Here is a 24,970-nt window from a genome sequence, read left to right on the forward strand (position 1 = left end):
AAATGTCCCAGGCAACAAAAATCACCCTCGCCGACACCCCAATGCGCTGGCAGGACGTCGTCGCCGTCGCCCGCCATGGCGCCGTGCTCGAACTCTCGGGCCACGCCTGGGCGCGTATCGACAATGCCCAGGCCATCGTGCAGCGCATCGTCGCCAGCGGCGAACGCGCCTATGGGGTGAACACCGGCCTGGGCGCGCTGTGCAATGTTTCGCTTGAGGGCGAGCAACTGAGCCAGTTGTCGCGCAACACCTTGCTCAGCCACGCCTGTGGTGTCGGTCCGGTACTGAGCGATGAGCAGACCCGCGCGATCATCTGCGCCGCCATCATCAACTACTGTCACGGCAAATCCGGCCTGCACCCGCAAGTGGTGCATGCGCTGCTGGCGCTGCTCAACCACGGCATCACGCCGCAGGTGCCGTCCCAGGGTTCGGTCGGTTACCTGACCCACATGGCCCATGTCGGCGTGGCGCTGCTCGGGGTCGGCAACGTCAGCTATCGCGGCCAGGTGGTGACCGCGCAAGCAGCGCTGGCAGCCGAAGGTTTGCAGCCGGTGGTACTCGGCGCCAAGGATGGGCTGTGCCTGGTCAACGGCACGCCGTGCATGACCGGCCTGAGCTGCCTGGCCCTGGCCGATGCGCATCACTTGCTGGAATGGGCCGACGTGATCGGCGCCATGAGCTTCGAAGCCCAGCGCGGCCAGATCGACGCGTTCGACGAAGCAATCATCGCCCTCAAGCCGCACCCGGGCATGCAGCACGTCGGCCGCCATCTGCGCGCCTTGCTCGACGGCAGTGAAGTGATCGCCAGCAGCCGGGGCATTCGTACCCAGGACGCCTTGAGCCTGCGCTCGATCCCGCAAATCCACGGCGCGGCGCGCGATCAGGTGGAGCACGCGACCCGCCAGATCGAGACCGAACTCAACAGCGCCACGGATAACCCGCTGCTGCTCGGCACGCCGGGCAACTACCGCGTGGTGTCCCAGGCCAACCCCCACGGGCAGTCCGTGGCAATGGCCGCCGACATGCTCGCCATCGCCATGGCCGAGATCGGCTCGGTGGCCGAACGCCGCCTGGACCGCCTGATCAACCCGCACGTCAGCGGTCTGCCGGCATTCCTGGTGAGCAACCCGGGGGTCAACTCCGGAATGATGATCGTGCAGTACGTCGCCGCTTCCTTGTGCGGGCAAAACCGCCAGTTGGCGCAACCGGCGGTGCTCGACAACTTTGTCACCTCGGGTCTGCAGGAAGACCACTTGAGCATGGGCACCAATGCCGCGCTCAAGCTGCATCAGCTACTGGCCAACGTTACCCAGATTCTGGCCATCGAATACCTGCTGGCGGCCCAGGCGTTCGAGTTCCTCAAGGACCAGCGTTTCGGCGCCGGCACCGACCGCGCCTGGCGCTTGCTGCGCGAAGTTGTACCGGCCTACGAAGAGGACCGCTGGCTGGCGCCGGACATCGCGGCCGCCGCCCACCTGCTCAAACACACCGCATTATCGAATGTGCACTGAACACCTATTCAAGAAGAACAATTCACAAGGAGAACGAATGTGACTGCGCTAAACCTGATTCCAGGCCAACTGAGCCTCGCCCAACTGCGGGCCATCTACCAGCAGCCGGTAACCCTCAGCCTGGATGACAGCGCCTCGGCCCAGATTGAAGCCAGCGTGGCCTGTGTGGAGCAGATTCTCGCCGAGAACCGCACTGCGTATGGCATCAACACCGGTTTCGGCCTGCTGGCCTCGACCCGCATCGCCAGCGAAGACCTGGAAAACCTCCAGCGTTCCCTGGTGCTGTCCCATGCCGCCGGCGTGGGTGAGCCGATCAGCGATGCGCTGGTGCGGCTGGTCATGGTGCTCAAGGTCAACAGCCTGAGCCGTGGGTTTTCCGGGATTCGTCGACAGGTGATCGACGCGCTGATCGCACTGATCAACGCCGAGGTTTACCCGCATATTCCGCTCAAGGGCTCGGTCGGTGCATCCGGTGACCTGGCGCCGCTGGCCCATATGTCCCTGGTGCTGCTCGGCGAAGGCAAGGCGCGTTACCAGGGCGAGTGGCTTTCGGCCACCGACGCATTGAAAATCGCCGGCCTCACGCCGCTGACCCTGGCTGCCAAAGAGGGCCTGGCCCTGCTCAACGGCACTCAGGTGTCCACCGCCTACGCCTTGCGCGGCCTGTTCGAGGGCGAAGACCTGTTCGCCGGTGCGCTGGTCTGCGGCGGCCTTACCGTGGAAGCGGTGCTCGGCTCGCGCTCGCCGTTCGACGCGCGTATTCATGCCGCGCGCGGCCAACGTGGGCAGATCGATTCGGCGGCGGCCTATCGTGACCTGCTCGGCGAAAGCAGCCAGGTGTCCCAGTCGCACCAGAACTGCGACAAGGTGCAAGACCCGTATTCCCTGCGTTGCCAGCCACAAGTGATGGGCGCCTGCCTGACCCAGTTCCGCCAGGCTGCCGACGTGTTGGTCGTTGAAGCCAACGCCGTGTCGGATAACCCGCTGGTGTTTGCCGCTGAAGGCGATGTGATTTCCGGCGGCAACTTCCACGCCGAACCGGTGGCCATGGCCGCCGACAACATGGCCTTGGCCATCGCCGAAATCGGCTCCCTCAGTGAGCGCCGTACCTCGTTGATGATGGACAAGCACATGTCGCAATTGCCGCCGTTCCTGGTGGGCAATGGCGGGGTCAACTCCGGTTTCATGATCGCCCAGGTCACGGCTGCGGCCCTCGCCAGCGAAAACAAGGCGCTGGCCCATCCCCATAGCGTCGACAGCCTGCCGACGTCGGCCAACCAGGAAGACCACGTGTCCATGGCCCCGGCCGCGGGCAAGCGCCTGTGGGAAATGGCCGAGAACACCCGTGGCATTCTGGCTGTTGAGTGGCTGGCCGCCTGCCAGGGGCTGGATCTGCGCGACGGCTTGAAAACCTCGCCAACACTGGAAAAAGCCCGTGGCCTGTTGCGTGACAAAGTGGCGTTCTATGACAAGGACCGTTTCTTCGCCCCGGACATCATCGCCGCCAGCGAACTGCTCGCCAGCCGTTGCCTGAATGAACTGGTGCCGGCCAAGTTGTTGCCAAGTCTGTAACTGCGTGCCGATCGTTCCCGCGCTCCGCGTGGGAATGCCGCCCTGGACGCTCTGCGTCCGCTTTTAGAGTGGTGACGCGGAGCGTCACAGGATGCATTCCCACGCAGAGCGTGGGAACGATCTTCTCCTCATAAGAATGTCTCATCGATAACTGAGGGAGGCGTTGATGAAAACCCTTTGGCAACACTGCCACATCGCAACCATGGCCCATGGCAAGTACTCGATCATCGAGGACGCCGCCATGGTCACCGCACATTCGCTCATCGAGTGGATCGGCCCGCGCAGCCAAGTGCCGCCGGCGGATTACGCACAGGTCCACGACCTGCAAGGCGCGTGGGTCACCCCCGGGCTGATCGACTGCCATACCCACACGGTGTTTGGCGGTAACCGCAGCGGCGAATTCGAGCAGCGCCTCGAAGGCGTCAGCTATGCGGACATCGCGGCTAAGGGCGGCGGCATCGCCAGCACCGTGCGCGCTACTCGTGCGGCGACGGAAGATGAGTTGTTCGTCAGCGCGGAAAAACGCCTGCGCAGTCTGTTGCGCGACGGCGTGACCACGGTGGAGATCAAGTCCGGCTACGGCCTGGACCTGGCTAACGAACGCAAGATGCTGCGTGTGGCGCGACGCCTTGGGCAAGCGCTGCCGGTGAGCGTGCGCGCCACCTGCCTGGCGGCCCACGCGTTGCCGCCGGAGTACAAAGACCGCGCCGATGACTACATCGAGCACATCTGCAATGAGATGTTGCCGGCCCTGGCGGCCGAAGGGCTGGTGGATGCGGTGGATGCGTTCTGTGAATACCTGGCGTTTTCCACCGAGCAGGTGGAACGTGTGTTCAAAGTGGCCCAGCAACTCGGCCTGCCGGTGAAATTGCACGCCGAGCAATTGTCTTCCCTGCATGGCTCCAGCCTGGCGGCGCGCTATCAGGCGTTGTCGGCGGACCACCTGGAATTCATGACCGAAGAGGATGCCATCGCCATGGCTGCTGCCGGCACGGTCGCCGTGTTGTTGCCGGGCGCGTTCTACTTCCTGCGTGAAACCCAGTTGCCGCCCATGGAGGCCTTGCGCAAACACGGCGTGAAGATTGCCATTGCCAGCGACCTCAACCCCGGCACCTCACCGGCACTGTCGGTGCGCCTGATGCTGAACATGGCCTGCACCCTGTTCCGCATGACCCCGGAAGAAGCCCTGGCCGGCGCCACGCAGCATGCGGCCACCGCGCTGGGCATGGGCGATACCCATGGTTCCCTGGAAGTGGGCAAGGTCGCGGATTTTGTCGCATGGCAGATCGATCGCCCCGCCGACCTGGCCTATTGGCTGGGTGGCGAACTGGATAAACGCGTCGTACGCCATGGCGTCGACGTCACTGTGTAAGGAGTCGCGTTGTGGATAAGGTACTGACATTCAAACAAGGCAACACACCGCTGCTGATCAGCATGCCCCACGCGGGCCTGCGGCTGACGCCTGCGGTGGAAGCCGGGTTGATCCCCGAAGCGCAAAGCCTGCCGGACACTGATTGGCACATCCCCACGCTGTATGACTTTGCCGATGAACTCGGTGCCAGCACCTTGTCGGCCGAGTATTCGCGGTTCGTCATCGACTTGAATCGGCCGTCCGATAACAAGCCGCTCTACGCGGGCGCTACCACCGGCCTGTTCCCGGAGACGCTGTTCGATGGCGTGCCGTTGTTCCGCGACGGACAGATACCCTCCGAGACCGAGCGCGCTACCTATCTGCAAAAAATCTGGGGGCCATATCACCGCACGCTGCAAGAGGAACTCGCCCGCCTCAAGGCCGAGTTCGGCTATGCGCTGCTGTTCGACGCGCATTCGATCCGCTCGGTGATCCCGCACCTGTTCGACGGCAAATTGCCGGACTTCAACCTCGGCACCTTCAACGGCGCCGCGTGCGATCCGCAACTGGCCCGCCAGCTCGAAGCCATCTGCGCCAATCACCCGCAATACACCCATGTGCTGAACGGGCGCTTCAAGGGCGGCCATATCACCCGGCACTACGGCGACCCGGCGCAGGATATTCATGCGGTGCAGTTGGAGTTGTGTCAGAGCACGTATATGGAGGAGATCGAGCCGTTCCGCTATCGCGAGGACTTGGCCGCGCCGACGCGGGTGGTGTTGAGGCAGTTGCTGGATGGATTTCTGGCTTGGGGGCAGAAGCACTATCGTTGATGCAGGTGACTGGTAAGCATGCAGTAGGAATCATGCGATGCGGTGGTAGCAATTGTTGGGTAAAAATGTAAGGCGTCTACCATTGTCCTTGTAGTTGGCGTCTTTATTGATGGCGCGAGAGCTGAGGCATCTAGGTTCCTTGGTAGGCTGCGCACCCGCAGCGTCGATGGAATAAGGTAGGGCCGGGTGTCTCAAGAAGGGGATTTCAACGTTGTTCTAAGCCAAGTGCAGATGGCGGCTATTTTGACGCGCGAATCTTTGAGTCCTATGGAGGTCGCGACCTGCACAATTCGGGTTTATCTTTTTGCGCGAGAACCCTCGCCCTTCAGGGCGGGGATGGATAGCGCTGACGGCAAAGCCGTCCTGAAGAGGTGTCTGCTGCTGCTGCTCTGCCTCCATGCCGGCTCCACCGCAGATGCCGGCGAGCCACAAGACCCAGTGAGCGGTGCATAAAAAACGCAATACTTTCCACGTCTAACATCATTGTCATGAGTCATAAGCCACACTACAGTCGCATGATGAAACGACTCCAAGCCTTTAAGTACCAACTGATGCCAGATGGCAACCAAGAGCGGCAAATGCGCTGTTTTGCGGGGTCGTGTCGGTTCGTTTTTAACAAGGCGCTGGCGTTACAGAAATCCAATCATGAGGCCGGAAACAAGTTCATGGGCTATGTTGAAATGGCTGCCAGGCTTCCCATATGGAAGCGAGAGGCGGGCTTTGAGTGGCTCAAGGATGCGCCATCCCAAGCACTTCAACATACCCTCAAAGACCTTGAGCGGGCCTATTCCAACTTTTTTGCCAGGCGTGCCGACTTTCCCCGCTTTAAGCGCAAAGGCAAGAGCGAGAGCTTTCGTTACCCGGACAGCAAACAATTCAAGATCGACGCAGCCAACCAGCGTATTTTTCTGCCCAAGCTGGGCTGGATACGCTACCGCAACAGCCGCGATATTCTGGGCAAGGCCAAGAACATCACCATTAGCCAGTCTTGCGGCAAATGGTACGTCAGTATCCAGACAGAGCGTGAGGTAGAACAATCATTCCCACAAGGCGATGCCGTGGGTATCGACTTGGGGATCACCCGATTTGCCACGCTCTCAGACGGAACGTTCTACAAACCGCTCAACAGCTTCAGGCAACACGAAAGCCGCCTGCGCAAAGCGCAGCGAGTGATGAGCCATAAGGTTAAATTCAGCAAAAACTGGAAGAGAGCGAAAGCCCGCGTCCAGCGTATTTACAGCCATATCGGTAACGCCCGCCGCGACTACCTGCACAAAACCACATCCAGCATCAGCAAAAACCACGCGATGGTGTGTGTCGAGGACTTGCAGGTTCGGAATATGTCCAAGTCATCGGCGGGCGACAGCGAGCAGCCCGGCAAGAATGTTCGGGCCAAGTCCTGCCTGAACAAGTCCATCCTCGACCAAGGTTGGTTCGAGTTTCGGCGGCAACTGGACTACAAGTTGGCGTGGAAGGGAGGATGCCTCGTTGCGGTCCCGCCGCACTACACAAGCCAGACCTGCCCATGTTGTGCTCATATCTGCAAGGACAACCGGCAGACTCAAGCCAAGTTCCGATGTGTCGAGTGTGGTTTTTCAGAAAACGCCGATGTAGTCGGCGCGATCAATGTTTTAAGGGCGGGATACGCCCGGTTAGCCTGTGAAGTGAACGGTGCTGTCAAGCCGTCAGCAGCAGGAACCCACCGAGGTGAGTCAGCCCTAACAGGCTGAACACGGTAGGAGTCCCCTTCCTTTCCAGCTTGTCTGGCGAGGTTCTGCGTAGCAGACTGAGAGGTGGGGAGGATGTCAAGATGCCGGACGGCAAGAATAATAGACGTCCCCCCAGGGATGAACCCGACACCCTACGGAGCGCGCAATGCAGACTTGGTACCCGCAGATCAAACCCTACGCCCGGCACGATCTGGCAGTCGATGATGTTCACACCCTGTACGTCGATGAAAGCGGCTCCCCCGAAGGGCTGCCTGTGGTTTTCATTCATGGCGGCCCAGGCTCCGGTTGTGATGCCCAGAGCCGGTGCTACTTCGATCCGAACCTGTACCGCATCGTTACCTTCGACCAACGCGGCTGCGGGCGCTCCACCCCGCGCGCGAGCCTGGAAAACAACACCACCTGGGACCTGGTCGCTGACCTTGAGCGCATCCGCGAGCACCTGGGCATCGACAAATGGGTGCTGTTCGGTGGCTCCTGGGGTTCGACGCTGTCCCTGGCCTACGCGCAAACCCATCCCGAGCGCGTGCATGGCCTGATCGTGCGCGGCATTTTCCTCGCGCGCCCACAGGACATCGAATGGTTCTACCAGGCCGGTGCGAGCCGCCTGTTCCCGGACTACTGGCAGGACTACCTCGCGCCGATTCCTGTCGATGAGCGTCACGACATGATCGCGGCCTACCACAAGCGCCTGACCGGCAACGACCAGATCGCCCAGATGCACGCGGCCAAGGCCTGGTCCGGTTGGGAAGGGCGCATGCTCGGCCTGTGCCCGAGCCCGCAGCATGTTGAGCGCTTCTCCGAGCCGCAGCGTGCCTTGTCCATCGCCCGTATCGAATGCCATTACTTCACTAACAACTCGTTCCTGGAGCCCAACCAGCTGATTCGCGACATGCACAAGATCGCCCATCTGCCTGGCGTCATCATTCATGGCCGCTACGATATGATCTGTACGCTGGATAACGCCTGGGAGCTGCATCAGGCCTGGCCGAACAGCGAACTGCAGGTCATCCGCGAAGCGGGGCATGCCGCGTCCGAGCCTGGCATTACCGATGCGCTGGTACGCGCAACCGGCGAAATGGCACGGCGCCTGCTTGATTTGCCGCCTGAAGAAGCATGAAGGGCCTGTTGCAACGGGTGCGAGGCGCCCGGGTCGAGGTTGCCGGCGAAGTCGTCGGGGCGATTGAGCAGGGTTTGCTGGTGCTGGTGGCCGTCGAACCTTCAGATACCCCCGAGAGCGCCGATAAACTGCTGCATAAGCTGCTTAACTATCGGGTGTTCAGCGACGACGAGGGCAAGATGAACCTGTCGTTGAAGGACATCGGCGGCGGTTTGCTGCTGGTGTCGCAGTTCACGCTGGCGGCGGACACCAAAAGCGGGCTGCGGCCAAGCTTCTCCACAGCGGCCCCGCCGGCCCTGGGAGCGGCGCTGTTTGATCACTTGTTGTTACAAGCGCAACAATTGCATGGCAAGGTGGCGTCAGGGCGTTTTGGCGCGGATATGCAGGTGCATCTGGTCAATGATGGCCCTGTGACCTTCCTCTTACAGACCTGAATGTATGAAAAACGACGTTAATGCCTAAAAACGCAGGGTTTCGCTACAAATACTTCGTTGTCCCTGATGCGTTGTCTCGCGGGCTACTAGATAATCGCGCGCTACGGGGATCAGCGTTGTTTGGTCCATTTTTGACTTAGGTAGAGACTTGTCCGACAAACCAGTGGGGAATCATTTTGCCCCTGAGGAGTCGGAACAATGCTCGCCAACCTGGCATATAGATAGCTGGCCGTTGGTTTTTTGATCTGTTTTCGGCGAGGGTTGCTCGTGATTGTTAGTCCCTGTAATGCACCAAAATTGTCTGCCAAACGGTTACGAAACGCACTGGTGACGGGCTCTGCTCTGTTTTGCCTGTTCGGCGCGGGTCAACTGTGGGCATTCAGTCTGGACGATGTGTCGGCCAAGGCAAAAGAACTGGCTGGGCAGAAATACGAAGCTCCGCGCAGCAATCTGCCGAACGAATTCCGCGAAATGAAATTCGCTGACTACCAGAAGATTCGTTTCCGCAACGAAAAAGCCGAGTGGGCCGATCAGAACACCCCGTTCAAGCTGTCCTTCTATCACCAGGGTATGCACTTCGATACACCGGTGAAAATCAATGAAGTCACCGCTGACAGCGTCCAGGAAATCAAATACGACCCCAATCGTTTCGATTTCGGCGACGTAAAGTTTGATCCAAAAGCCACCGAACAGTTGGGTTATGCCGGCTTCCGTGTGCTGTTCCCGATCAACAAGGCTGACAAGCAAGACGAAATCATGACCATGCTTGGCGCCAGCTATTTCCGCGTCGTCGGCAAGGATCAGGTGTATGGCCTGTCGGCCCGTGGCATGGCGATCGACACCGCGCTGCCGTCCGGCGAAGAATTCCCGCGTTTCACCGAATTCTGGATCGAGCGTCCGAAGCCGGGCGACAAGCACCTGGTGATCTTCGCGTTGCTGGATTCCCCACGTGCGACGGGCGCCTACCGCCTGATTCTGCGTCCGGGCACCGACACCGTGGTCGACGTCAAATCCCAGATGTACCTGCGCGACAAAGTCAGCAAGCTGGGCGTGGCCCCGTTGACCTCGATGTTCCTGTTCGGCGCCAACCAGCCGTCCAAGGTCCTCAACTACCGTCGCGAGCTGCATGATTCCAGCGGCCTGTCGATCCATGCCGGCAATGGCGAGTGGATCTGGCGCCCGTTGAACAACCCTAAACACCTGTCAGTCAGCAACTTCAGCGTCGAAAACCCGCGTGGGTTCGGCCTGCTGCAACGTGGCCGCAACTTCAGCCACTACGAAGACCTGGACGACAACTACGACAAGCGCCCGAGCGCCTGGATCGAGCCGGAAGGCGACTGGGGCAAGGGCAGTGTCGACCTGGTAGAAATTCCGACCGCTGACGAGACCAACGACAATATCGTTGCCTTCTGGAGCCCGGCCGAACTGCCGGAAGTCGGCAAGCCGCTGGACGTGTCCTACCGCCTGCACTGGACGCTGGACGATGCTGCCTTCCATTCGCCTGACAGTGCCTGGGTCAAGCAGACCCTGCGTTCCACCGGTGACGTGAAGCAATCCAACCTGATCCGTCAGCCGGACGGCAGCGTGGCTTACTTGGTCGACTTCGAAGGCCCGGCCCTGAAAAAACTGCTGCCGGACGCCCCGGTGCGCAGCCAGGTCAGTGTTGGTGACAACGCCGAGCTGGTTGAAAACAGCGTGCGCTACAACGAGCACACCAAAGGCTGGCGCCTGACCCTGCGCATGAAGATCAAAGACGCGAGCAAGCCGACTGAAATGCGCGCCGCGCTGGTGCAGGAGATCGCACAGGCCGAGCCAGAACAGGTGTCGACCCACGTGCTCAAGGCTGACAAGGTCTTGGCCAAGCAACACGAGAAACAGGCCAAGAAAGACGCCAAAGAGGCGAAGGACAAGGACGCCAAGCAGCCAGAAGCTGCCCCAGCCCCTGTCACGCCGGAGCCGGCCAAGACCGAACAAGTCCTGACCGAAACCTGGAGCTACCAGTTGCCCGCCGATGAGTAATTCACAAGTCAAGCCAGAGACTCTGACCGAGTACCTGGCGCATCTGCCCATGACTGCTGAGCAGCGTGCCGAACTGGCGGGCTGCAGCTCCTTCAGCGAGTTGCACGAACGCCTGTCGTCCGCAACCTTCGACGCACCTACCGACGCCGCTCAGGCGTCGGTGGGCCGCAGGCTGACCCTCAGCACCGCCGAAGAGCTGCAGGACGCCGAGATGCTGGCGCTCGACGCCAGCGGCCGCGTCTGCTTGAAGGCCACGCCGCCGATCCGGCGCACCAAAGTCGTGCCCGAGCCTTGGCGCACCAATATCCTGGTACGCGGCTGGCGCCGGATGACGGGTCGTACCAACCCGCCCAAGCCGCCGAAAGACGAGCGGGTCCTGCCGGCTGCGCGCTGGCGGACCGTGGGTTCGATCCGTCGCTATATCCTGCTGGTGCTGATGCTTGGCCAGACCATCGTGGCCGGCTGGTACATGAAAGGCATCATGCCGTACCAGGGCTGGTCGCTGGTGGACTTCGACGAAATCCGCAACCAGACCCTACTGCAAACCGCTACCCAGGTTCTGCCTTACGCACTGCAGACCAGCATCCTGATCATGTTCGGAATACTGTTCTGCTGGGTGTCGGCCGGTTTCTGGACCGCGCTAATGGGCTTCCTCGAACTGCTGACCGGTCACGATAAATACCGTATCTCCGGTAAAAGTGCTGGCAACGAGCCTATTCCGAAGGATGCGCGCACCGCGTTGGTCATGCCGATCTGTAACGAAGACGTGCCTCGGGTATTCGCCGGTTTGCGTGCGACGTTCGAATCGGTGGCGGCTACCGGTGACCTGGACCGCTTCGACTTCTTCGTGCTCAGCGACAGTAACGACGCCGATATCTGCATTGCCGAACAGCAAGCCTGGCTCGACGTGTGCCGCGAAGCCGGTGGTTTCGGCAAGATTTTCTATCGCCGCCGTCGCCGTCGCGTCAAGCGCAAGAGCGGTAACCTCGATGACTTCTGCCGTCGTTGGGGCGGGGACTACAAGTACATGGTGGTGCTCGACGCCGACAGCGTGATGAGCGGCGAATGCCTGACCAGCCTGGTACGCCTGATGGAAGCCACGCCGGATGCCGGGATTATCCAGACCGCGCCGCGTGCGTCGGGCATGGACACCCTGTATGCGCGCATGCAGCAGTTCGCCACCCGTGTCTACGGCCCGTTGTTCACCGCCGGTCTGCACTTCTGGCAGCTGGGTGAATCCCATTACTGGGGCCATAACGCAATCATCCGCATGAAGCCTTTCATCGAGCACTGCGCCCTGGCGCCGTTGCCGGGCAAAGGCGCATTCGCCGGTGCGATCCTCTCCCACGACTTCGTCGAAGCCGCGCTGATGCGCCGTGCCGGCTGGGGCGTGTGGATTGCCTACGACCTGCCGGGCAGCTACGAAGAACTGCCGCCGAACCTGCTCGACGAACTCAAGCGTGACCGTCGCTGGTGCCACGGCAACCTGATGAACTTCCGCCTGTTCCTGGTCAAAGGCATGCACCCGGTGCACCGTGCGGTGTTCCTGACTGGCGTGATGTCGTACCTGTCGGCGCCTTTGTGGTTCTTCTTCCTGGTGCTGTCCACTGCGTTGCTGGCGGTGAACACCCTGATGGAGCCGCAGTACTTCATGGCGCCACGCCAGTTATACCCGCTATGGCCACAATGGCACCCGGACAAGGCGGTGGCGCTGTTCTCCACCACGATCGTGCTGCTGTTCCTGCCTAAATTGCTCAGCATCATCCTGATCTGGGCCAAGGGCGCGAAAGAGTTCGGCGGCAAGTTCAAGGTGACCCTGTCGATGCTGCTGGAGATGTTGTTCTCCATGCTGCTGGCGCCGGTGCGCATGATCTTCCACACCCGTTTCGTACTGGCCGCGTTCCTCGGCTGGGCCGCGACCTGGAACTCGCCGCAACGCGACGACGACTCCACGCCCTGGAGCGAAGCGGTCAAGCGCCACGGTCCGCAGACTGTGCTGGGCTTCTTGTGGGCACTGTTGGTGGTGTGGCTGAACCCGAGCTTCTTGTGGTGGCTGATCCCGATCGTCGGTTCGCTGATGCTGTCGATCCCGGTGTCGGTGATTTCCAGTCGGGTCAAGCTGGGCCTCAAGTCTCGCGATGAGAGCCTGTTCCTGATCCCCGAGGAATACAATCCACCGCAGGCGTTGCTGTCGACCGAGAAGTACACCCACGAAAACCGTTGGCACGCGCTTAACGACGGGTTCGTACGTTCGGTGGTCGACCCACAGCAGAACGCCCTGGCCTGCGCCCTGGCGACTTCACGTCACCGCGAGGCGGAGCCGATCGAGTACCTGCGTGGGGAGCGTGTTCGCCACGCGTTGAAAGTCGGCCCGGCCGGCCTCAACAACGGTGAACGCCTGGCCTTGCTCAGCGATCCGGTGGCCCTCGCTCGCCTGCATGAACAGGTGTGGAGCGAAGGTCATGCCGAGTGGCTGGACGCTTGGCGTGCTTCGATCAAGGCCGATCCGCACGCGCCGTTGCTACCCCTGCAACCGCAGTTGTCCCAGGCTCTACCGGCCTGATTCAGACGCCCCCGAGGGCTCACCTCGGGGGTGTTCCAAGTGTTTGCCCTACAGCGTTTACCGCTCCTTCCTTTCTCCGCTAACCCCTTGTTATTTCGAAACAAAACACCTTCGTTCGAAGCGTGTTGCCGTGCCTGTGGCTGGGGTAGCATCGCCCCCCAATCTGACTCGCCACGGGGGCACATATGTTCAAAAAGTATGGTTCGGCACTGCTGATGGGTGTTGTCGCATTGATTCACACAGGCTTGCTCAACGCAGGGGCAATTGACGACGCCGTTCGCCGTGGTGTGCTGAAAGTCGGTACCACGCCGACTTACGTACCGTTCGAAATGACGGACAGGCAGGGGCGCATCGTCGGCTTCGAGATCGATTTGCTCCATGCCATGAGTCGCGCGCTGGGGGTTGAACTCGAACTGGTCACGGTGCCCTATACGGAGTTGTTGTCGGGGCTGATGGCGAAGAAGTTCGACCTGATCGGCAGCGGTATGACGGTCACCCAGGAGCGCAACCTCAAGCTCAATTTCAGTGATTCTTTTATCGTGGTAGGCCAGACCGTCCTGCTGCATCCGCGCCTGGCCGGCACGGTGTCGAGCATCGAAGACCTGGACGAGGCGAGCTATCGGATCGCGGTCACCGAAGGCACCACCGGCGAGGCCGCGGCGCAGCGCTTCCTGGGGGCGGCCCGGCTGATGAGTTTCGTAACGCCGGAGGAGGGTGTGCGCGAGGTGGTGGAGGGCAGGGCCGACGCTTTTATTTATGATGCGCCCTACAACCTGATCGCGATGGCCCGGCCCGAGAACAGCGCATTACTGACGCTGGAGCAGCCGTTTACCTTTGAGCCTCTGGCGTTCGGCCTTAAAAAGGGTGATTACGACAGCCTCAACTGGATCAATCATTTTCTCAACCAAGTGGCCCAGGACGGGACCTACGATCAACTGCATGACAAGTGGTTCAAGGACACTGCCTGGATCGCGGAAATTGACTTGTCGTCATAACTGCTTACACATCAACCCATTAGTGAACCCAGGCGCTGACCGGTCTAGGCCTGCGGTCATGCGCGGCGCCGTAGGGTTCCTCTTACACACGCCGAGAACATTTAGCCGTGAAACCTTTGTGACGGGCAACGAGTGGGTTAGGATCGCACCCCGAAATGGCGCAACCCTTTTGTGCGCCCACTTTATGAGAACCGTTCAGGGGACTTGATGATGAAAAAGTATCTTTCGATGCTGATGCTCGGCGTCACCGCGCTGGTGGCGGCCACTGCGGCCCAGGCCGGCGCCATCGATGATGCGGTCAAGCGCGGCACGCTGAAAGTCGGCATGGACCCGACCTACATGCCGTTCGAAATGACCGACAAACGCGGTGACATCATCGGTTTCGAAGTGGACATCCTCAAGGCCCTCGCCAAGTCCATGGGCGTCAAGCTGGAACTGGTGTCTACCGGTTACGACGGTATCATCCCTGCCTTCCTGACCGGCAAGTTCGACATGATCGGCAGCGGCATGACCCTGACCCAGGAACGCAATCTGCGCCTGAACTTCAGCGAACCGTTCATCGTGGTCGGCCAGACCCTGCTGATTCGCAAGGACCTGGAAGGCACCATCAAGTCCTACAAAGACCTGAATGACGAAAAGTACCGCCTGACCTCCAAGCTTGGCACCACCGGTGAAATGGTCGCCAAAAAACTGATCGCCAAAGCCAAGTACCACGGCTACGACAACGAGCAGGAAGGCGTGCTCGACGTGGTCAACGGCAAGGCTGACGCGTTTGTCTACGACGCACCGTACAACGTGGTGGCCGAGAAGAAAGTCGGCAATGGCAAGCTGGTGTTCCTTGACGAACCCTTCACCTTCGAACCCCTGGCGTTCGGCCTGAAGAAAGGCGATTACGACAGCGTCAACTTTATCAACAACTTCCTGCATCAGATCAAGCACGACGGCACCTACGATCGCATCCATGACAAGTGGTTCAAGAGCTCCGAGTGGCTCAAGGACATGGAATAAAGGCTGATTGATCATTCCCACGCTCCGCGTGGGAATGCAGCCCGTGACGCTCCGCGTCACAAAGCAGACGCAGAGCGTCCATTGAGGCGTTCCCACGCGGAGCGTGGGAACGAGCTCTAATCCCGGAATCTGAAATGAAACAGAAAAAAGCCCAATGGCCCTGGCACCTGCTGACGGTGCTCGTACTGGTCGGCCTGGCTGGCGCCTTGTACTACGCCACCTCGCTGATGTCCTACGAATGGCGCTGGAACCGCGTGCCGCAGTACTTCGCCTATCAGGCCGAGGAAGCGCAGCGTGCGGCGGATATTTCGACGGTCATTGAACTGGTACGCAAAGGCGACGTGGCCGAGGTTACCCTGCGCAATGACGCCGGCACCGAACAAACGCTGACGGTTGCCGACAACAGCCTGCAGGTGGCGCGCGGCGATGATGTGGCTGAAGGTGACGTCATCGGTGTCAACCGTCATTGGGCGTTGGGGCCGCTGATGTGGGGCCTGTGGACCACGCTGTGGTTGTCGGTGGTGTCCGGCGTCCTGGGCCTGGCGATTGGCCTTGCCACCGGCTTGTGCCGCCTCTCCAGTAACCCGACCTTGCGCGATCTGTCGACGCTCTACGTCGAATTGGTGCGTGGTACGCCGCTGCTGGTGCAGATCTTCATTTTCTATTTCTTTATCGGCACGGTGCTCAACCTGTCACGGGAGTTTGCCGGGATCGCCGCACTGTCGCTGTTCACTGGCGCCTATGTGGCGGAAATCGTGCGTGCCGGTGTTCAGTCGATCACCCGTGGCCAGAACGAGGCCGCGCGCTCCCTGGGCTTGAGCGCCAGCCAGTCGATGCGGCATGTGGTGCTGCCCCAGGCGTTCAAGCGCGTACTGCCGCCGTTGGCCGGGCAATTCATCAGCCTGGTGAAAGACACCTCGCTGGTCTCGGTGATCGCGATCACCGAGTTGCTCAAGAGTGGACGCGAAGTGATCACCACCTCGTTTTCGCCGTTTGAAATTCTGTTCTGTGTGGCAGGCCTGTACCTGCTGATCAACCTGCCGCTGTCGAAAATGGCCAGCCGGCTTGAGCGGAGGCTCGCGCAAAGTGATTGAAGTCCGCGATCTGGTAAAAGTCTTCGACACCCGTGGTCATGTGGTGCGTGCGGTGGACCATGTCACCACCCAGGTGGCCAAGGGCGAAGTGCTGGTGGTGATCGGTCCGTCCGGCTCCGGCAAATCCACCTTCCTGCGCTGCCTCAATGGGCTGGAGGAATTCGACTCAGGTTCGGTCAGCATTGACGGTTTGCAGCTGGCCGACCCGAAGACCGATGTGAATGCCTATCGCCGTGAAGTCGGCATGGTGTTCCAGCATTTCAACCTGTTCCCCCACATGACCGTGCTGGAAAACCTGTGCCTGGCGCAAAAGGTCGTGCGCAAACGCGGCAAGCAAGAGCGTGAGGCCAAGGCCCTGGCACTCCTGGAAAAGGTGGGTATTGCGCAGAAAGCCAATGAGTTCCCGTCACGCCTTTCCGGCGGTCAGCAGCAACGGGTTGCGATTGCCCGTGCCCTGGCGATGGAACCCAAGGTGATGCTGTTCGACGAACCCACCTCGGCCCTCGACCCGGAAATGGTCGGTGAAGTGCTCGACGTCATGAAGACCCTGGCACTGGAAGGCATGACCATGGTGTGCGTTACCCACGAGATGGGCTTTGCCCGCGAGGTGGCAGACCGGGTGTTGTTCTTCGACCACGGCAAATTGCTGGAGGACGCGGCGCCGGCCGAATTCTTCGCGGCGCCGAAGGACCCGCGGGCCCAGGCTTTCCTGCGCCAGGTCTTATAGGTTCGGGCGCCTATGTGGGAGCAAGCCCCCTCCCGCATTGGATGGCGGTGTTTCAGAGCTTGAATTTGCCGATCAGCGTCTGCAGATCCAGGCTCAACCTCGTCAACTGAACACTCGCGGCCGCCGTTTCCTCGCTGGCGGCGGCGGTCTGTTCCGACGCATCCCGCACCTTCAAGACACTGCGATTGATTTCCTCGGCCACCGCGCTTTGCTGTTCGGCGGCGGCGGCAATCTGCGGGTTCATTTCCTGGATGACCGATACCGTGCGGGCAATCGCTGCCAAGGCCTCGCCGGCGTCGCGAGTCAGGGCAACGCTGTTGTCGGTCAGGTTGCGACTGCTGTCCATGATGTCCGCGACCTGTTGGGTGCCGTTATGCAGCCCCAGGATCAGCCCTTCAATCTCTTCAGCCGATTCCTGTGTGCGCTGAGCCAGGCTGCGCACTTCATCGGCGACCACGGCAAACCCTCGCCCGGCAGTGCCTGCGCGCGCCGCTTCGATGGCGGCGTTCAGGGCGAGCAGGTTGGTCTGTTGGGACACGGACTTGATAACGTCCAGCACGCTGGCGATCTTTTCGCTCTCTTTTTGCAGAGCCAGCATCGCGCGGCCGGATAAGGCCATTTCACTGGCCAGGTTGCCGATTTGCTCAACCGCCTGGATGACTACCTGCTCGCCGGCACCGGCCTGCTGGTCTGCTTCGTTCGCTGCAACGGACGCGCGTTCGGCATGGCGCGCCACTTCCTGGGCGGTGGCGAGCATTTCATTCATCGCCGTGGCCACTTGGTCGGTTTCATCTTTCTGATTGTTCAGCCCGTTGCGGGTCTGTTCGGTCACGGTGGATAACTGCGTCGCCGCACCGGCAATCTGCCGAGCGCTTTCACCGATGCTGCCGATCAGGCTGCGCAGGCTGTGGGTCATTTGGCCGATGCTGTGTTGCAGTTGGCCCAGTTCGTCGCGGCGCTCCACCTGGATATCGTGACTCAGGTCGCCGTTGGCGATACGGTTGGCGGAGGTCAGGACCTGGCGTAACGGTAAGACGATCTGCCGAGCAATCCACCAGGCGGCCAGGGTGCCGAGCAGCAACGCCACAGCGGTGACGCTTGTGAGCAGGGTATGGGTTTGTTTCACTTCCCGGTCGAGTTTAAAGGCCTGGGCCTGGCTTAACAGGTCGTTTTGTTCCAGGACTTGATCGAGTTGTTGTTCGAGTCGGTTCTGCACGGCCTCGGTATTAAGCTGGGCATCCTTGAGCGCTATCAATTGCCCACGGTAGGCGGCCAATTGGGTTTTGAGCAAAGCCGCATCCACCGGGAGGGTCGTGACGGCCTCTTGCGCCGCCTCCATTGCATCGAGCGCCGTACTGACCGTTTGGGCATAGGCTTGCAATGAGTCGGCCGCCCACGCCGGGTTCTGGGTGCCATCATCGGCAAGTGTTATCGCCTGGCGCAGGTCTTCAATGGCATCAAGGGCTTTCTGGTTTTCCTGGTCGGGTAAATCACTGGCGAATTGGGCCAGGGTGTCGCCGGTCTGAAGGGCCATTTGTTTGAGCGGGCTGCGGGCGTTTTCACGACGTTCGACCAGGGACGGGAGCTCATTGAACTCGGCTTTTAATTCAGCTACCAGGCGCGTTGTTTCCTGAAGGTGCTGCTGGTCGGAGGGGGCTCTCATGTGGGTTGAGAGGTCAGCGACATACAGTTCGATTTTTCCGATGCGCGCGTTGATTTTGCTCAGGCTGGCCGTGTCCGCCTGTATTCGGTACACGATTCGTTCGGCACGCATGGCTTCGGCATCAACAGCCCACTGCCCCAATGTTGTCAGCTTGGAAGAGCGTTCAAGCACGGCATTCAGCGCTTGCCAGCTTGTCACGGCGATGGTGAGACTGAGTAACAGCACCAGGCCAAAACCCAGGGCGAGTTTGAGGCGGACGCTGATGTTGTCCAGCAAGCGAGTCAGCCAAGTAAACATGGTGAACCTCCAAATCTGAAAAGCGCTTAGCAACAGAGCAAACGCTAATCCGATTCGAGGTGAGGGCTGGCTGATAACTGTGTAGGAAATTTCACAAGATGCGGCGGCCTCAATCGGCCGCCGCTCAAGTCAGTCAGATGCGGAAGCGCCCGACCAGGGTTTGCAGGTAGATGCCCAGGCGTGCCAGCTCTGCGCTGGACGCCGCCGTTTCTTCGCTGGCCGAAGAGGTTTGTTCGGAAACATCGCGCACATTCAACACGCTGCGGTTGATCTCTTCGGCCACCGCGCTTTGCTGCTCGGCGGCCGTGGCGATCTGCGAGTTCATCGCCTGGATGGTCGAAACGGTGCGCGTGATGTTCTCCAATGCGCTGCCGGCGCGGCGGGTCAGTTCGACACTGCTGTCAGTCAGGCCGCGGCTATTGTCCATGATGGTCGCCACCTGCTGGGTACCGTTTTGCAGGCCGACGATCAGTTCCTCGATCTCCTCGGTGGACTTCTGTGTGCGCTGGGCCAGGCTGCGCACTTCGTCGGCTACCACGGCGAAGCCACGCCCGGCTTCACCGGCACGCGCCGCTTCAATGGCCGCGTTCAGCGCCAGCAGGTTGGTTTGCTGGGCCACGGACTTGATCACGTCGAGCACGCTGCCGATTTTGTCGCTTTCGCGCTTCAGGTCGGCCATGGCGATCGTCGAATTGCCGACTTCGGTGGCCAGGCGCTCGATCTGGGCGATGGCTTCGCCAACCACCTTGTCGCCTTCACGGGCCTGCAGGTCGGCGGCCACGGCGGCTTCCGAGGCTTCTTCGGCATTGCGCGCAACTTCCTGCACGGTAGCGGCCATCTCGTTCATGGCCGTGGCTACCTGGTCGGTCTCGATCTTCTGACTGTTGACCCCGGCGCTGGTCTGTTCGGTCACTGCCGACAACTGCTCGGCGGCGCTGGCGATTTGCGTGACGCCATCGCTGATGCCGCCAATCAACTCGCGCAGGCCCACGGTCATGCTTTGCATGGCGCGTTGCAGTTGGCCGAGTTCATCCTGGCGGGCGGATTCCAGGTTGTGGCTCAGGTCGCCCGAGGCTACGCGTTCGGCGACCTTGAGGGTTTGATTGAGCGGAATGATGATCTGGCGAGTGATGGCCCAGGCGGCGAAGAGACCAAAGCTCAGTGCCAGCAGGGCAGCCAGCAGCAACAGCTGTTTGGCTTGCGCGGCATCATTGTCGCGGACCACGGTTTGCGAGGCGGTGAGTGTGCTGCTGCGGTCCAGCAGAATGTCGCCTTGGACGTTCATGAGTTTCAGCGCAGCGGCGCTGGCCACCTGCGAGTCGCGGTACTGGCTGACAGCGGCGCGGTAGGCTTGCAGCGAGGCACTGGCCTGTTGCAGGTTGGTCGAGAATTGGTCAGGTAGCTGGCCGTTAAGGGCGGCGATTTTCTTCAGCGTATTGTCGATGGCATCCAGCGCAGGCTGCTCGGCCTCGACTTTGCCGCTGTAGGTGTAGCCGCGAACCTGGAACCGCGCCTGCTGGATCAGCTTGCTCAGGTCGACGATGCTGTTGAACTGGCTGACGCTGTCGCCCTGTAACAGGGCCTTTTCCACTTCGCCGACTTTGAGCACTGCGTTGTCGGCGGTATCGCCGAGTTTGCTGCGCGCGTTTTCGCGATTGGCACCTGCCTGGACCATGGCGTCGAATGCACGCTTGTACTGGTCAACCGCCGCAAGTTGGTCATCGACCAACGCGATATCGGCCGGCTGTTCAATCAGCGCCCGCGCAGTTTTCAGGCCGCTTTCCAGTTGGCCGAGAAGGCCATTGACGGTTGCCGGGCCCTGTTCGCCACGACGCATTTCAAAGTCCAGTCGCGCGATGCGCAGGTCCTTGCTCAAGTCGTTGAGGCTGGCGATGTAGCCCAGTTTGTCGCCACGGCTTATCACGCTGGAAAGCCCGGTCCAGCCGGTGAGTGTGATGATTAACGTAAGCAGCAACACCAGGCCGAAGCCCACGCCCAGTTTGGTTTTGACGCTCACATTTCCGAGCTTTTCGGCCGACCAACGATACATGCTGCGAACTCCCCTGGAACAAGGCTTGGACTTATTCACAGGCTATCGGCATGTGCACGGGATTCTGTAGCGCCACCGATTCACTGGGGGAGGAGGCTTGCCCCGATCATCATAGAGCGTCCGTGACAGGCGCCTGAGGCAGCGCCGCACCCTTGGGCCACAACATCCAGATCTGCCCCTGTTGCTTCATGTTGCCCGCCAACTCACCCGCTGCCTCGCCTGTGCCCCAGAACAAGTCTGCCCGCACTTCGCCGGTGATTGCGCCGCCGGTGTCCTGGGCTGCGACGGGTCTGGTGATGGCTGAACCGTCAGGTTTGGTGGTCGACAGCCACAACAGGCTGCCCAGCGGAATCACTTTGCGGTCCACCGCCACGCTGTACCCCGCCGTCAATGGTACATTCAACGACCCGCGCGGCCCTTCGTTGCTGTCGGGGCGGGCGCTGAAGAATACATAGCTGGGGTTGCTCGCCAACAACTCTGGAATACGCTGCGGATGCGCCTTGGCCCAGGCGCTGATGGCACCCATGCTCACCTCTTCTTTTTTCAGCTCGCCTTGCTCGACCAGCCAGCGGCCGATAGGGCGGTAGGGATAGCCGTTCTGGTCACCATACCCCACACGCAGTTGACGCCCACCGGCCAGTTGAATACGCCCAGAACCCTGGATCTGCAGGAACTGCAGGTCCATCGGATCGGTCAGCCAGGCTATCGGCTTGGCGGCCGAGCCTTGGCCGTTGATGGTGCTCGCATCGTCATACGGCTTGAGCACGCGGCCTTCCAGGCGGCCGCGCAGGCGTTTGCCCTTGAGTTCCGGATAGATGCTCTCCAGGTTGACGATAATCAGGTCGTCCGGCACGCCGTACACCGGCACATGCGCGGTGGCGGTTTCTGTCAGGCTGCCGGGGTAGACCGGCTCGTAGTAGCCGGTGATCAGGCCGTTCGGGGTGTTGTCGGCTGAACGCAGGCCGAATACATCCAGGCGTTCTTTAAGAAACCCGCGAACCGCCACGGCATTGCCCGGTACGCTGGCTGCCGCTGCGCAGGTCGCGCCCCAGACCGGGTCGGCCTTGAGGCGCTGACAGGCACTGCGCCAGGATTCGAAGCCCGCCAGCAAGTCGCTGTCGGAAACCGCTGGCAGCGCTTCCCACGGAGCGCTCACGTAAGTGGCGACGGCATGGGGTTTGGGCGCCTCTTCTTTGGCTGTCTCTTTGCCAGCGTCTTTGCCCAGGTCGCAGCCGGCCAGCAGCGCGATCATCGGTAGAGCCCACGCCAGGCGGCTCCAGGGTTTCCAATTAACATTCATGCATGTAATTCCTGAAGCGATTGCCCGTGCTTTTTCGCGCTCGGGCAACCTTATTATTAATAGGGCTATTGGTCTTTGCGGAGGGGGCGGGGATACTGACCGCCGTTTCCGTGACCCTGAGCCACCATGACTTTAAAAAATATGACCGTTGTAGCGTTGGCCTGCCTGGCCTTGTCCGCCTGCAGCGGGGTTGACCCCAATTCTCCCCTGGGCCAACGCAAGGCGATCTTCAAGCAGATGCTCAAGACTGCCGAAGGCCTGGGCGGCATGTTGCGCGGGCGCATCCCTTTCGACGGCACCCAGTTCGCCGACGGCGCGGTCAAGCTGGACGCGTTGTCCCATCAACCCTGGCAGCACTTCCCGAACGTGCGTGAAGAGGACCACACCAGTGCCAGGGACGAGGTGTGGCAAAAGCAGGCGCAGTTCCAGCAAATGGCCCGCGACCTTGAGGCGGCCACCGGTGAATTGGTGATCGCAAGCCAGGTCCAGCCCTATAAGGCCAGCAATCTGCAACCTGCAGTGCAGAAAGTTGAAGATGCCTGCAGCGCCTGTCATAAGCAGTTTCGGGACCACTGACCGGTTTACTGATCGAGTTCTTCCACCGCATCCTGCAGTTCTTTGCGCGATTCGGCGAGCTTGTCCTTGCGCTTGTTGATCTTGTCCGGATCGCCTTTTTTCATGGCCTTGTCGAGGTCGGCCTGACGGCGGCTGACTTCGTGCTTGGCATCCAGCACCTTGTTTTCGCGTTCTTTCTTCAGCGATGCGTCAGTGCAGTTGGCGGTAACCTCGCTCAGGGCTTTTTCCAGGCCGGCCTGTTGGGCGCTGTTGCCATGGGCCTTGGCCTGTTCGATCTGGGTGCTGATGGCCTGGCGCTTGGCGGCGCAGCCGGTCAGTTCGGGCGCTTCGTCGGCGGCCAGCAGCGGCGTGGCCATGAAGCTTGCGACAGTCAGTAAGGCAAGAGGGGCAAGAAATTTCATATAAGGACTCCAAGTAGCATTCAGAGGGTCGGGCCGGACTCAGAAACCGTCTATGCCGGCTCCACGTAATGTTTCAGCCAATGCCTGGACCTGCGGGTCGCGGAAAAAGGCGCTCAGTTGCGCTGCGCGGCCCGGGCCGATGCCGTCTGAGGCCAGCCAGGCTTGGGTGTCTTTGGCGACCAGCGTATGCCAGTCGCCCTCCAGGTTGTTGCGCGCCGCAGGCGGTACGCCCAGGGCTTTGAGCCACTGTGCAAACGGGCGTTGCCGGGCGCTGTGAATACTGTCGAGCACCCGCGCGCGGGTGCGTTCGCCGAAGCCATCAATGTTAGCAAGCTCTGCCGCATCCAGGGTCAACCAATCGAGAAAGCCTGCGATTAGACCGGCCTGGATCAATACGTTCCAGGTTTCCCGCCCCATATGTGGCAAGGCCAGGCCCTGGTTGCTGCTCAGCCAGGTGAGGCGCGAGAGCAGCTGCTCCTCGCAGCCAGGGTCCAGTTGCCAGCAGCTCAAGGCGTGAAAATCTCGAGTATCGGGTACTGGCACTTCCACTCGGGTGTTGTTGCGCAGGATCACCTCGTCGAGCCGGGGAATGACCTGGCCGGCAAGGCTGATGGATACCTGATCGCCGGGCCGGATGTCGAGGGCCTGCCAGTTTCTCAACGAACCCGCGCTGACCCGGCTGATTTGCCGGTCATCCAGTCGCACCGGTTCCAGTTCGAGAATCGGTGTGATACGCCCGGTACGCCCGATCCTGAACTGCACCTTACGCACCAGCGCCAGCGCCTTGATCGCTGGGTACTTCCAGGCCACCGCCCAGTAAGGTGCGCTGGCTTGCCAACGTTTGGCGGGTGCGCGCGCAGCCTGGTGCAACACCACCCCGTCGCTGGCGAACGGCAACGGATGGTTGTACCAATGTGTACGCCAGCGCGTGGCATCGCTGATGCTGTCGATGGACTGGCTATACCGCTGGCTGTCGGTGAACCCCCACCGTGCCAGCATGGCCAGGCGCTCGGTGAAGCCCGCCGGGCCTTCGGGCCAGGCCCAGACGAATAATCCGATCCCGCCCGCCTCGGTGTCGCTCAATTGGCGTCGGTTCATCAAGCCGGCCACTTTGCTACGCGCGTTGAGCCCGCCGTTTGCCGACTGTACGTGACCGTCGAGGCGCCAGTAGAGCTCGCCTTGCAGCACGGCGTCGACGGGCTCCGGCAGTTGCTGGACAATTCCCGGCATCTTGCGCGCGGAAGCTGTCCAATCGTGACCGAGCAGGCCGTCGCCGCGGCTGATGAGTTGGTGCAATTGGCCTTTGCGATACACCAGGGTCACGGCTACCCCGTCGACCTTGGGTTGAATCCAGACGTCCTGGCGGGTGCTGAGCCATTGACCCACAGCGGACGCGTCCAGCAGTTTGTCCAGGCCGGTGTGCGCGATCGGATGGCGCAAGGTGCCATGTGAGCTGGCCAGGGGGTTGTCAGCCTTGAGGGCGGGTTGGCGCGAACATTTGCGCCAATCTGCCAGGCGTTGGCGGGCTTGGTCGTAAAGTTCATCGCTGATGGGGGACTGCCCTTGTCGGTGATAAACGTCATCCCATTCGCTGACCTGCCTGGTCAACGTGTCGATTTGCGCTCGGGCATCATCGGGACAGTCTTCGGCCCAGGCCCAGCACGGTAGAAAGCCGATCAGGAGAACTATAAAAAAACGCATCGTGAGCATCCTTGCTCGAAAAGGGTGC

General features: G+C 61.0%; 18 protein-coding genes and 2 pseudogenes. 14 read left to right on the top strand and 6 right to left on the bottom strand.

Annotated features, from left to right (window positions below):
• Nucleotides 1-2 precede the first annotated feature (2 nt).
• The 13 genes and pseudogenes from hutH (C4J89_RS01905) to C4J89_RS01970 all read left to right on the top strand — a co-directional run bounded on the left by hutH (C4J89_RS01905) (nucleotide 3) and on the right by C4J89_RS01970 (nucleotide 16,954).
• The gene (hutH, locus tag C4J89_RS01905) at nucleotides 3-1,511 is read left to right on the top strand and encodes a histidine ammonia-lyase (RefSeq protein ID WP_124413599.1); all 1,509 of its coding nucleotides are present in this window, start codon (nucleotides 3-5) and stop codon (nucleotides 1,509-1,511) included.
• Between the two features lie 39 nt (nucleotides 1,512-1,550).
• The gene (gene hutH, locus C4J89_RS01910) at nucleotides 1,551-3,083 is read left to right on the top strand and encodes a histidine ammonia-lyase (protein ID WP_124413600.1); all 1,533 of its coding nucleotides are present in this window, start codon (nucleotides 1,551-1,553) and stop codon (nucleotides 3,081-3,083) included.
• A 166-nt stretch (nucleotides 3,084-3,249) separates the two neighbouring features.
• Nucleotides 3,250-4,455: an imidazolonepropionase gene (gene hutI / locus C4J89_RS01920; RefSeq protein ID WP_124413602.1), complete on the top strand. Its 1,206-nt coding sequence runs from the start codon at nucleotides 3,250-3,252 to the stop codon at nucleotides 4,453-4,455.
• A gap of 11 nt (nucleotides 4,456-4,466) precedes the next feature.
• Nucleotides 4,467-5,267 (top strand): N-formylglutamate deformylase, encoded by an 801-nt coding sequence (hutG, locus tag C4J89_RS01925; protein WP_124413603.1) that lies wholly within the window; start codon nucleotides 4,467-4,469, stop codon nucleotides 5,265-5,267.
• Nucleotides 5,268-5,785: 518 nt separating this feature from the next.
• Nucleotides 5,786-6,997, top strand: a complete 1,212-nt coding sequence (locus tag C4J89_RS01930; RefSeq protein WP_124360886.1) for an RNA-guided endonuclease TnpB family protein — start codon at nucleotides 5,786-5,788, stop codon at nucleotides 6,995-6,997.
• Nucleotides 6,998-7,142: 145 nt separating this feature from the next.
• Nucleotides 7,143-8,114, top strand: coding sequence for a prolyl aminopeptidase (pip, locus tag C4J89_RS01935; RefSeq protein WP_124360887.1), 972 nt, complete (start codon nucleotides 7,143-7,145; stop codon nucleotides 8,112-8,114).
• Nucleotides 8,111-8,548, top strand: a complete 438-nt coding sequence (gene dtd, locus C4J89_RS01940; protein WP_124360888.1) for a D-aminoacyl-tRNA deacylase — start codon at nucleotides 8,111-8,113, stop codon at nucleotides 8,546-8,548. The genes pip and dtd overlap by 4 nt, the downstream gene beginning before the upstream one ends.
• A 267-nt stretch (nucleotides 8,549-8,815) precedes the next feature.
• The gene (locus tag C4J89_RS01945; protein ID WP_065950185.1) at nucleotides 8,816-10,567 is read left to right on the top strand and encodes a glucan biosynthesis protein G; all 1,752 of its coding nucleotides are present in this window, start codon (nucleotides 8,816-8,818) and stop codon (nucleotides 10,565-10,567) included.
• Nucleotides 10,560-13,132: pseudogene (gene mdoH / locus C4J89_RS01950) on the top strand (glucans biosynthesis glucosyltransferase MdoH); the annotation flags it as partial. The gene C4J89_RS01945 and the pseudogene mdoH, both read left to right, overlap by 8 nt.
• A gap of 183 nt (nucleotides 13,133-13,315) precedes the next feature.
• Nucleotides 13,316-14,125: a transporter substrate-binding domain-containing protein gene (locus C4J89_RS01955; RefSeq protein ID WP_124413605.1), complete on the top strand. Its 810-nt coding sequence runs from the start codon at nucleotides 13,316-13,318 to the stop codon at nucleotides 14,123-14,125.
• 210 nt (nucleotides 14,126-14,335) lie between these two features.
• The gene (locus C4J89_RS01960) at nucleotides 14,336-15,133 is read left to right on the top strand and encodes a transporter substrate-binding domain-containing protein (RefSeq protein WP_124360892.1); all 798 of its coding nucleotides are present in this window, start codon (nucleotides 14,336-14,338) and stop codon (nucleotides 15,131-15,133) included.
• A 134-nt stretch (nucleotides 15,134-15,267) separates the two neighbouring features.
• Nucleotides 15,268-16,227 (top strand): amino acid ABC transporter permease, encoded by a 960-nt coding sequence (locus tag C4J89_RS01965; RefSeq protein ID WP_124360893.1) that lies wholly within the window; start codon nucleotides 15,268-15,270, stop codon nucleotides 16,225-16,227.
• A complete protein-coding gene (locus C4J89_RS01970; RefSeq protein ID WP_124360894.1) occupies nucleotides 16,220-16,954 on the top strand; it encodes an amino acid ABC transporter ATP-binding protein in 735 nt (244 codons plus the stop codon). Before C4J89_RS01965 ends, C4J89_RS01970 begins: the two co-directional genes overlap by 8 nt.
• A 52-nt stretch (nucleotides 16,955-17,006) precedes the next feature.
• On the opposite strand, the gene C4J89_RS01975 is transcribed toward C4J89_RS01970, so the two are convergent.
• The 4 genes and pseudogenes from C4J89_RS01975 to C4J89_RS01985 form a co-directional block, all read right to left on the bottom strand.
• The gene (locus C4J89_RS01975) at nucleotides 17,007-18,914 is read right to left on the bottom strand and encodes a methyl-accepting chemotaxis protein (protein WP_124413606.1); all 1,908 of its coding nucleotides are present in this window, start codon (nucleotides 18,912-18,914) and stop codon (nucleotides 17,007-17,009) included.
• A 133-nt stretch (nucleotides 18,915-19,047) separates the two neighbouring features.
• Nucleotides 19,048-19,920: a methyl-accepting chemotaxis protein gene (locus C4J89_RS27345; RefSeq protein ID WP_372237489.1), complete on the bottom strand. Its 873-nt coding sequence runs from the start codon at nucleotides 19,918-19,920 to the stop codon at nucleotides 19,048-19,050.
• 33 nt (nucleotides 19,921-19,953) lie between these two features.
• A pseudogene (locus tag C4J89_RS27350) lies at nucleotides 19,954-20,964 on the bottom strand (methyl-accepting chemotaxis protein); the annotation flags it as partial.
• 109 nt (nucleotides 20,965-21,073) lie between these two features.
• Nucleotides 21,074-22,264, bottom strand: a complete 1,191-nt coding sequence (locus C4J89_RS01985; protein WP_124413608.1) for a murein transglycosylase A — start codon at nucleotides 22,262-22,264, stop codon at nucleotides 21,074-21,076.
• Between the two features lie 126 nt (nucleotides 22,265-22,390).
• On the opposite strand from C4J89_RS01985, the gene C4J89_RS01990 reads away from it, so the two are divergent.
• Nucleotides 22,391-22,840, top strand: a complete 450-nt coding sequence (locus C4J89_RS01990) for a cytochrome c (RefSeq protein WP_124413609.1) — start codon at nucleotides 22,391-22,393, stop codon at nucleotides 22,838-22,840.
• Between the two features lie 5 nt (nucleotides 22,841-22,845).
• Here the strand turns inward: C4J89_RS01990 and C4J89_RS01995 are convergent, their stop codons facing one another.
• Both C4J89_RS01995 and ligB read right to left on the bottom strand, forming a co-directional pair.
• The gene (locus C4J89_RS01995) at nucleotides 22,846-23,241 is read right to left on the bottom strand and encodes a DUF1090 domain-containing protein (RefSeq protein WP_124360899.1); all 396 of its coding nucleotides are present in this window, start codon (nucleotides 23,239-23,241) and stop codon (nucleotides 22,846-22,848) included.
• 39 nt (nucleotides 23,242-23,280) lie between these two features.
• Nucleotides 23,281-24,942 (bottom strand): NAD-dependent DNA ligase LigB, encoded by a 1,662-nt coding sequence (gene ligB / locus C4J89_RS02000; protein WP_124413610.1) that lies wholly within the window; start codon nucleotides 24,940-24,942, stop codon nucleotides 23,281-23,283.
• Nucleotides 24,943-24,970: the final 28 nt, after the last annotated feature.

Origin of the sequence: Pseudomonas sp. R4-35-07 (assembly GCF_003852235.1) — a bacterium.
Lineage (GTDB): Bacteria > Pseudomonadota > Gammaproteobacteria > Pseudomonadales > Pseudomonadaceae > Aquipseudomonas.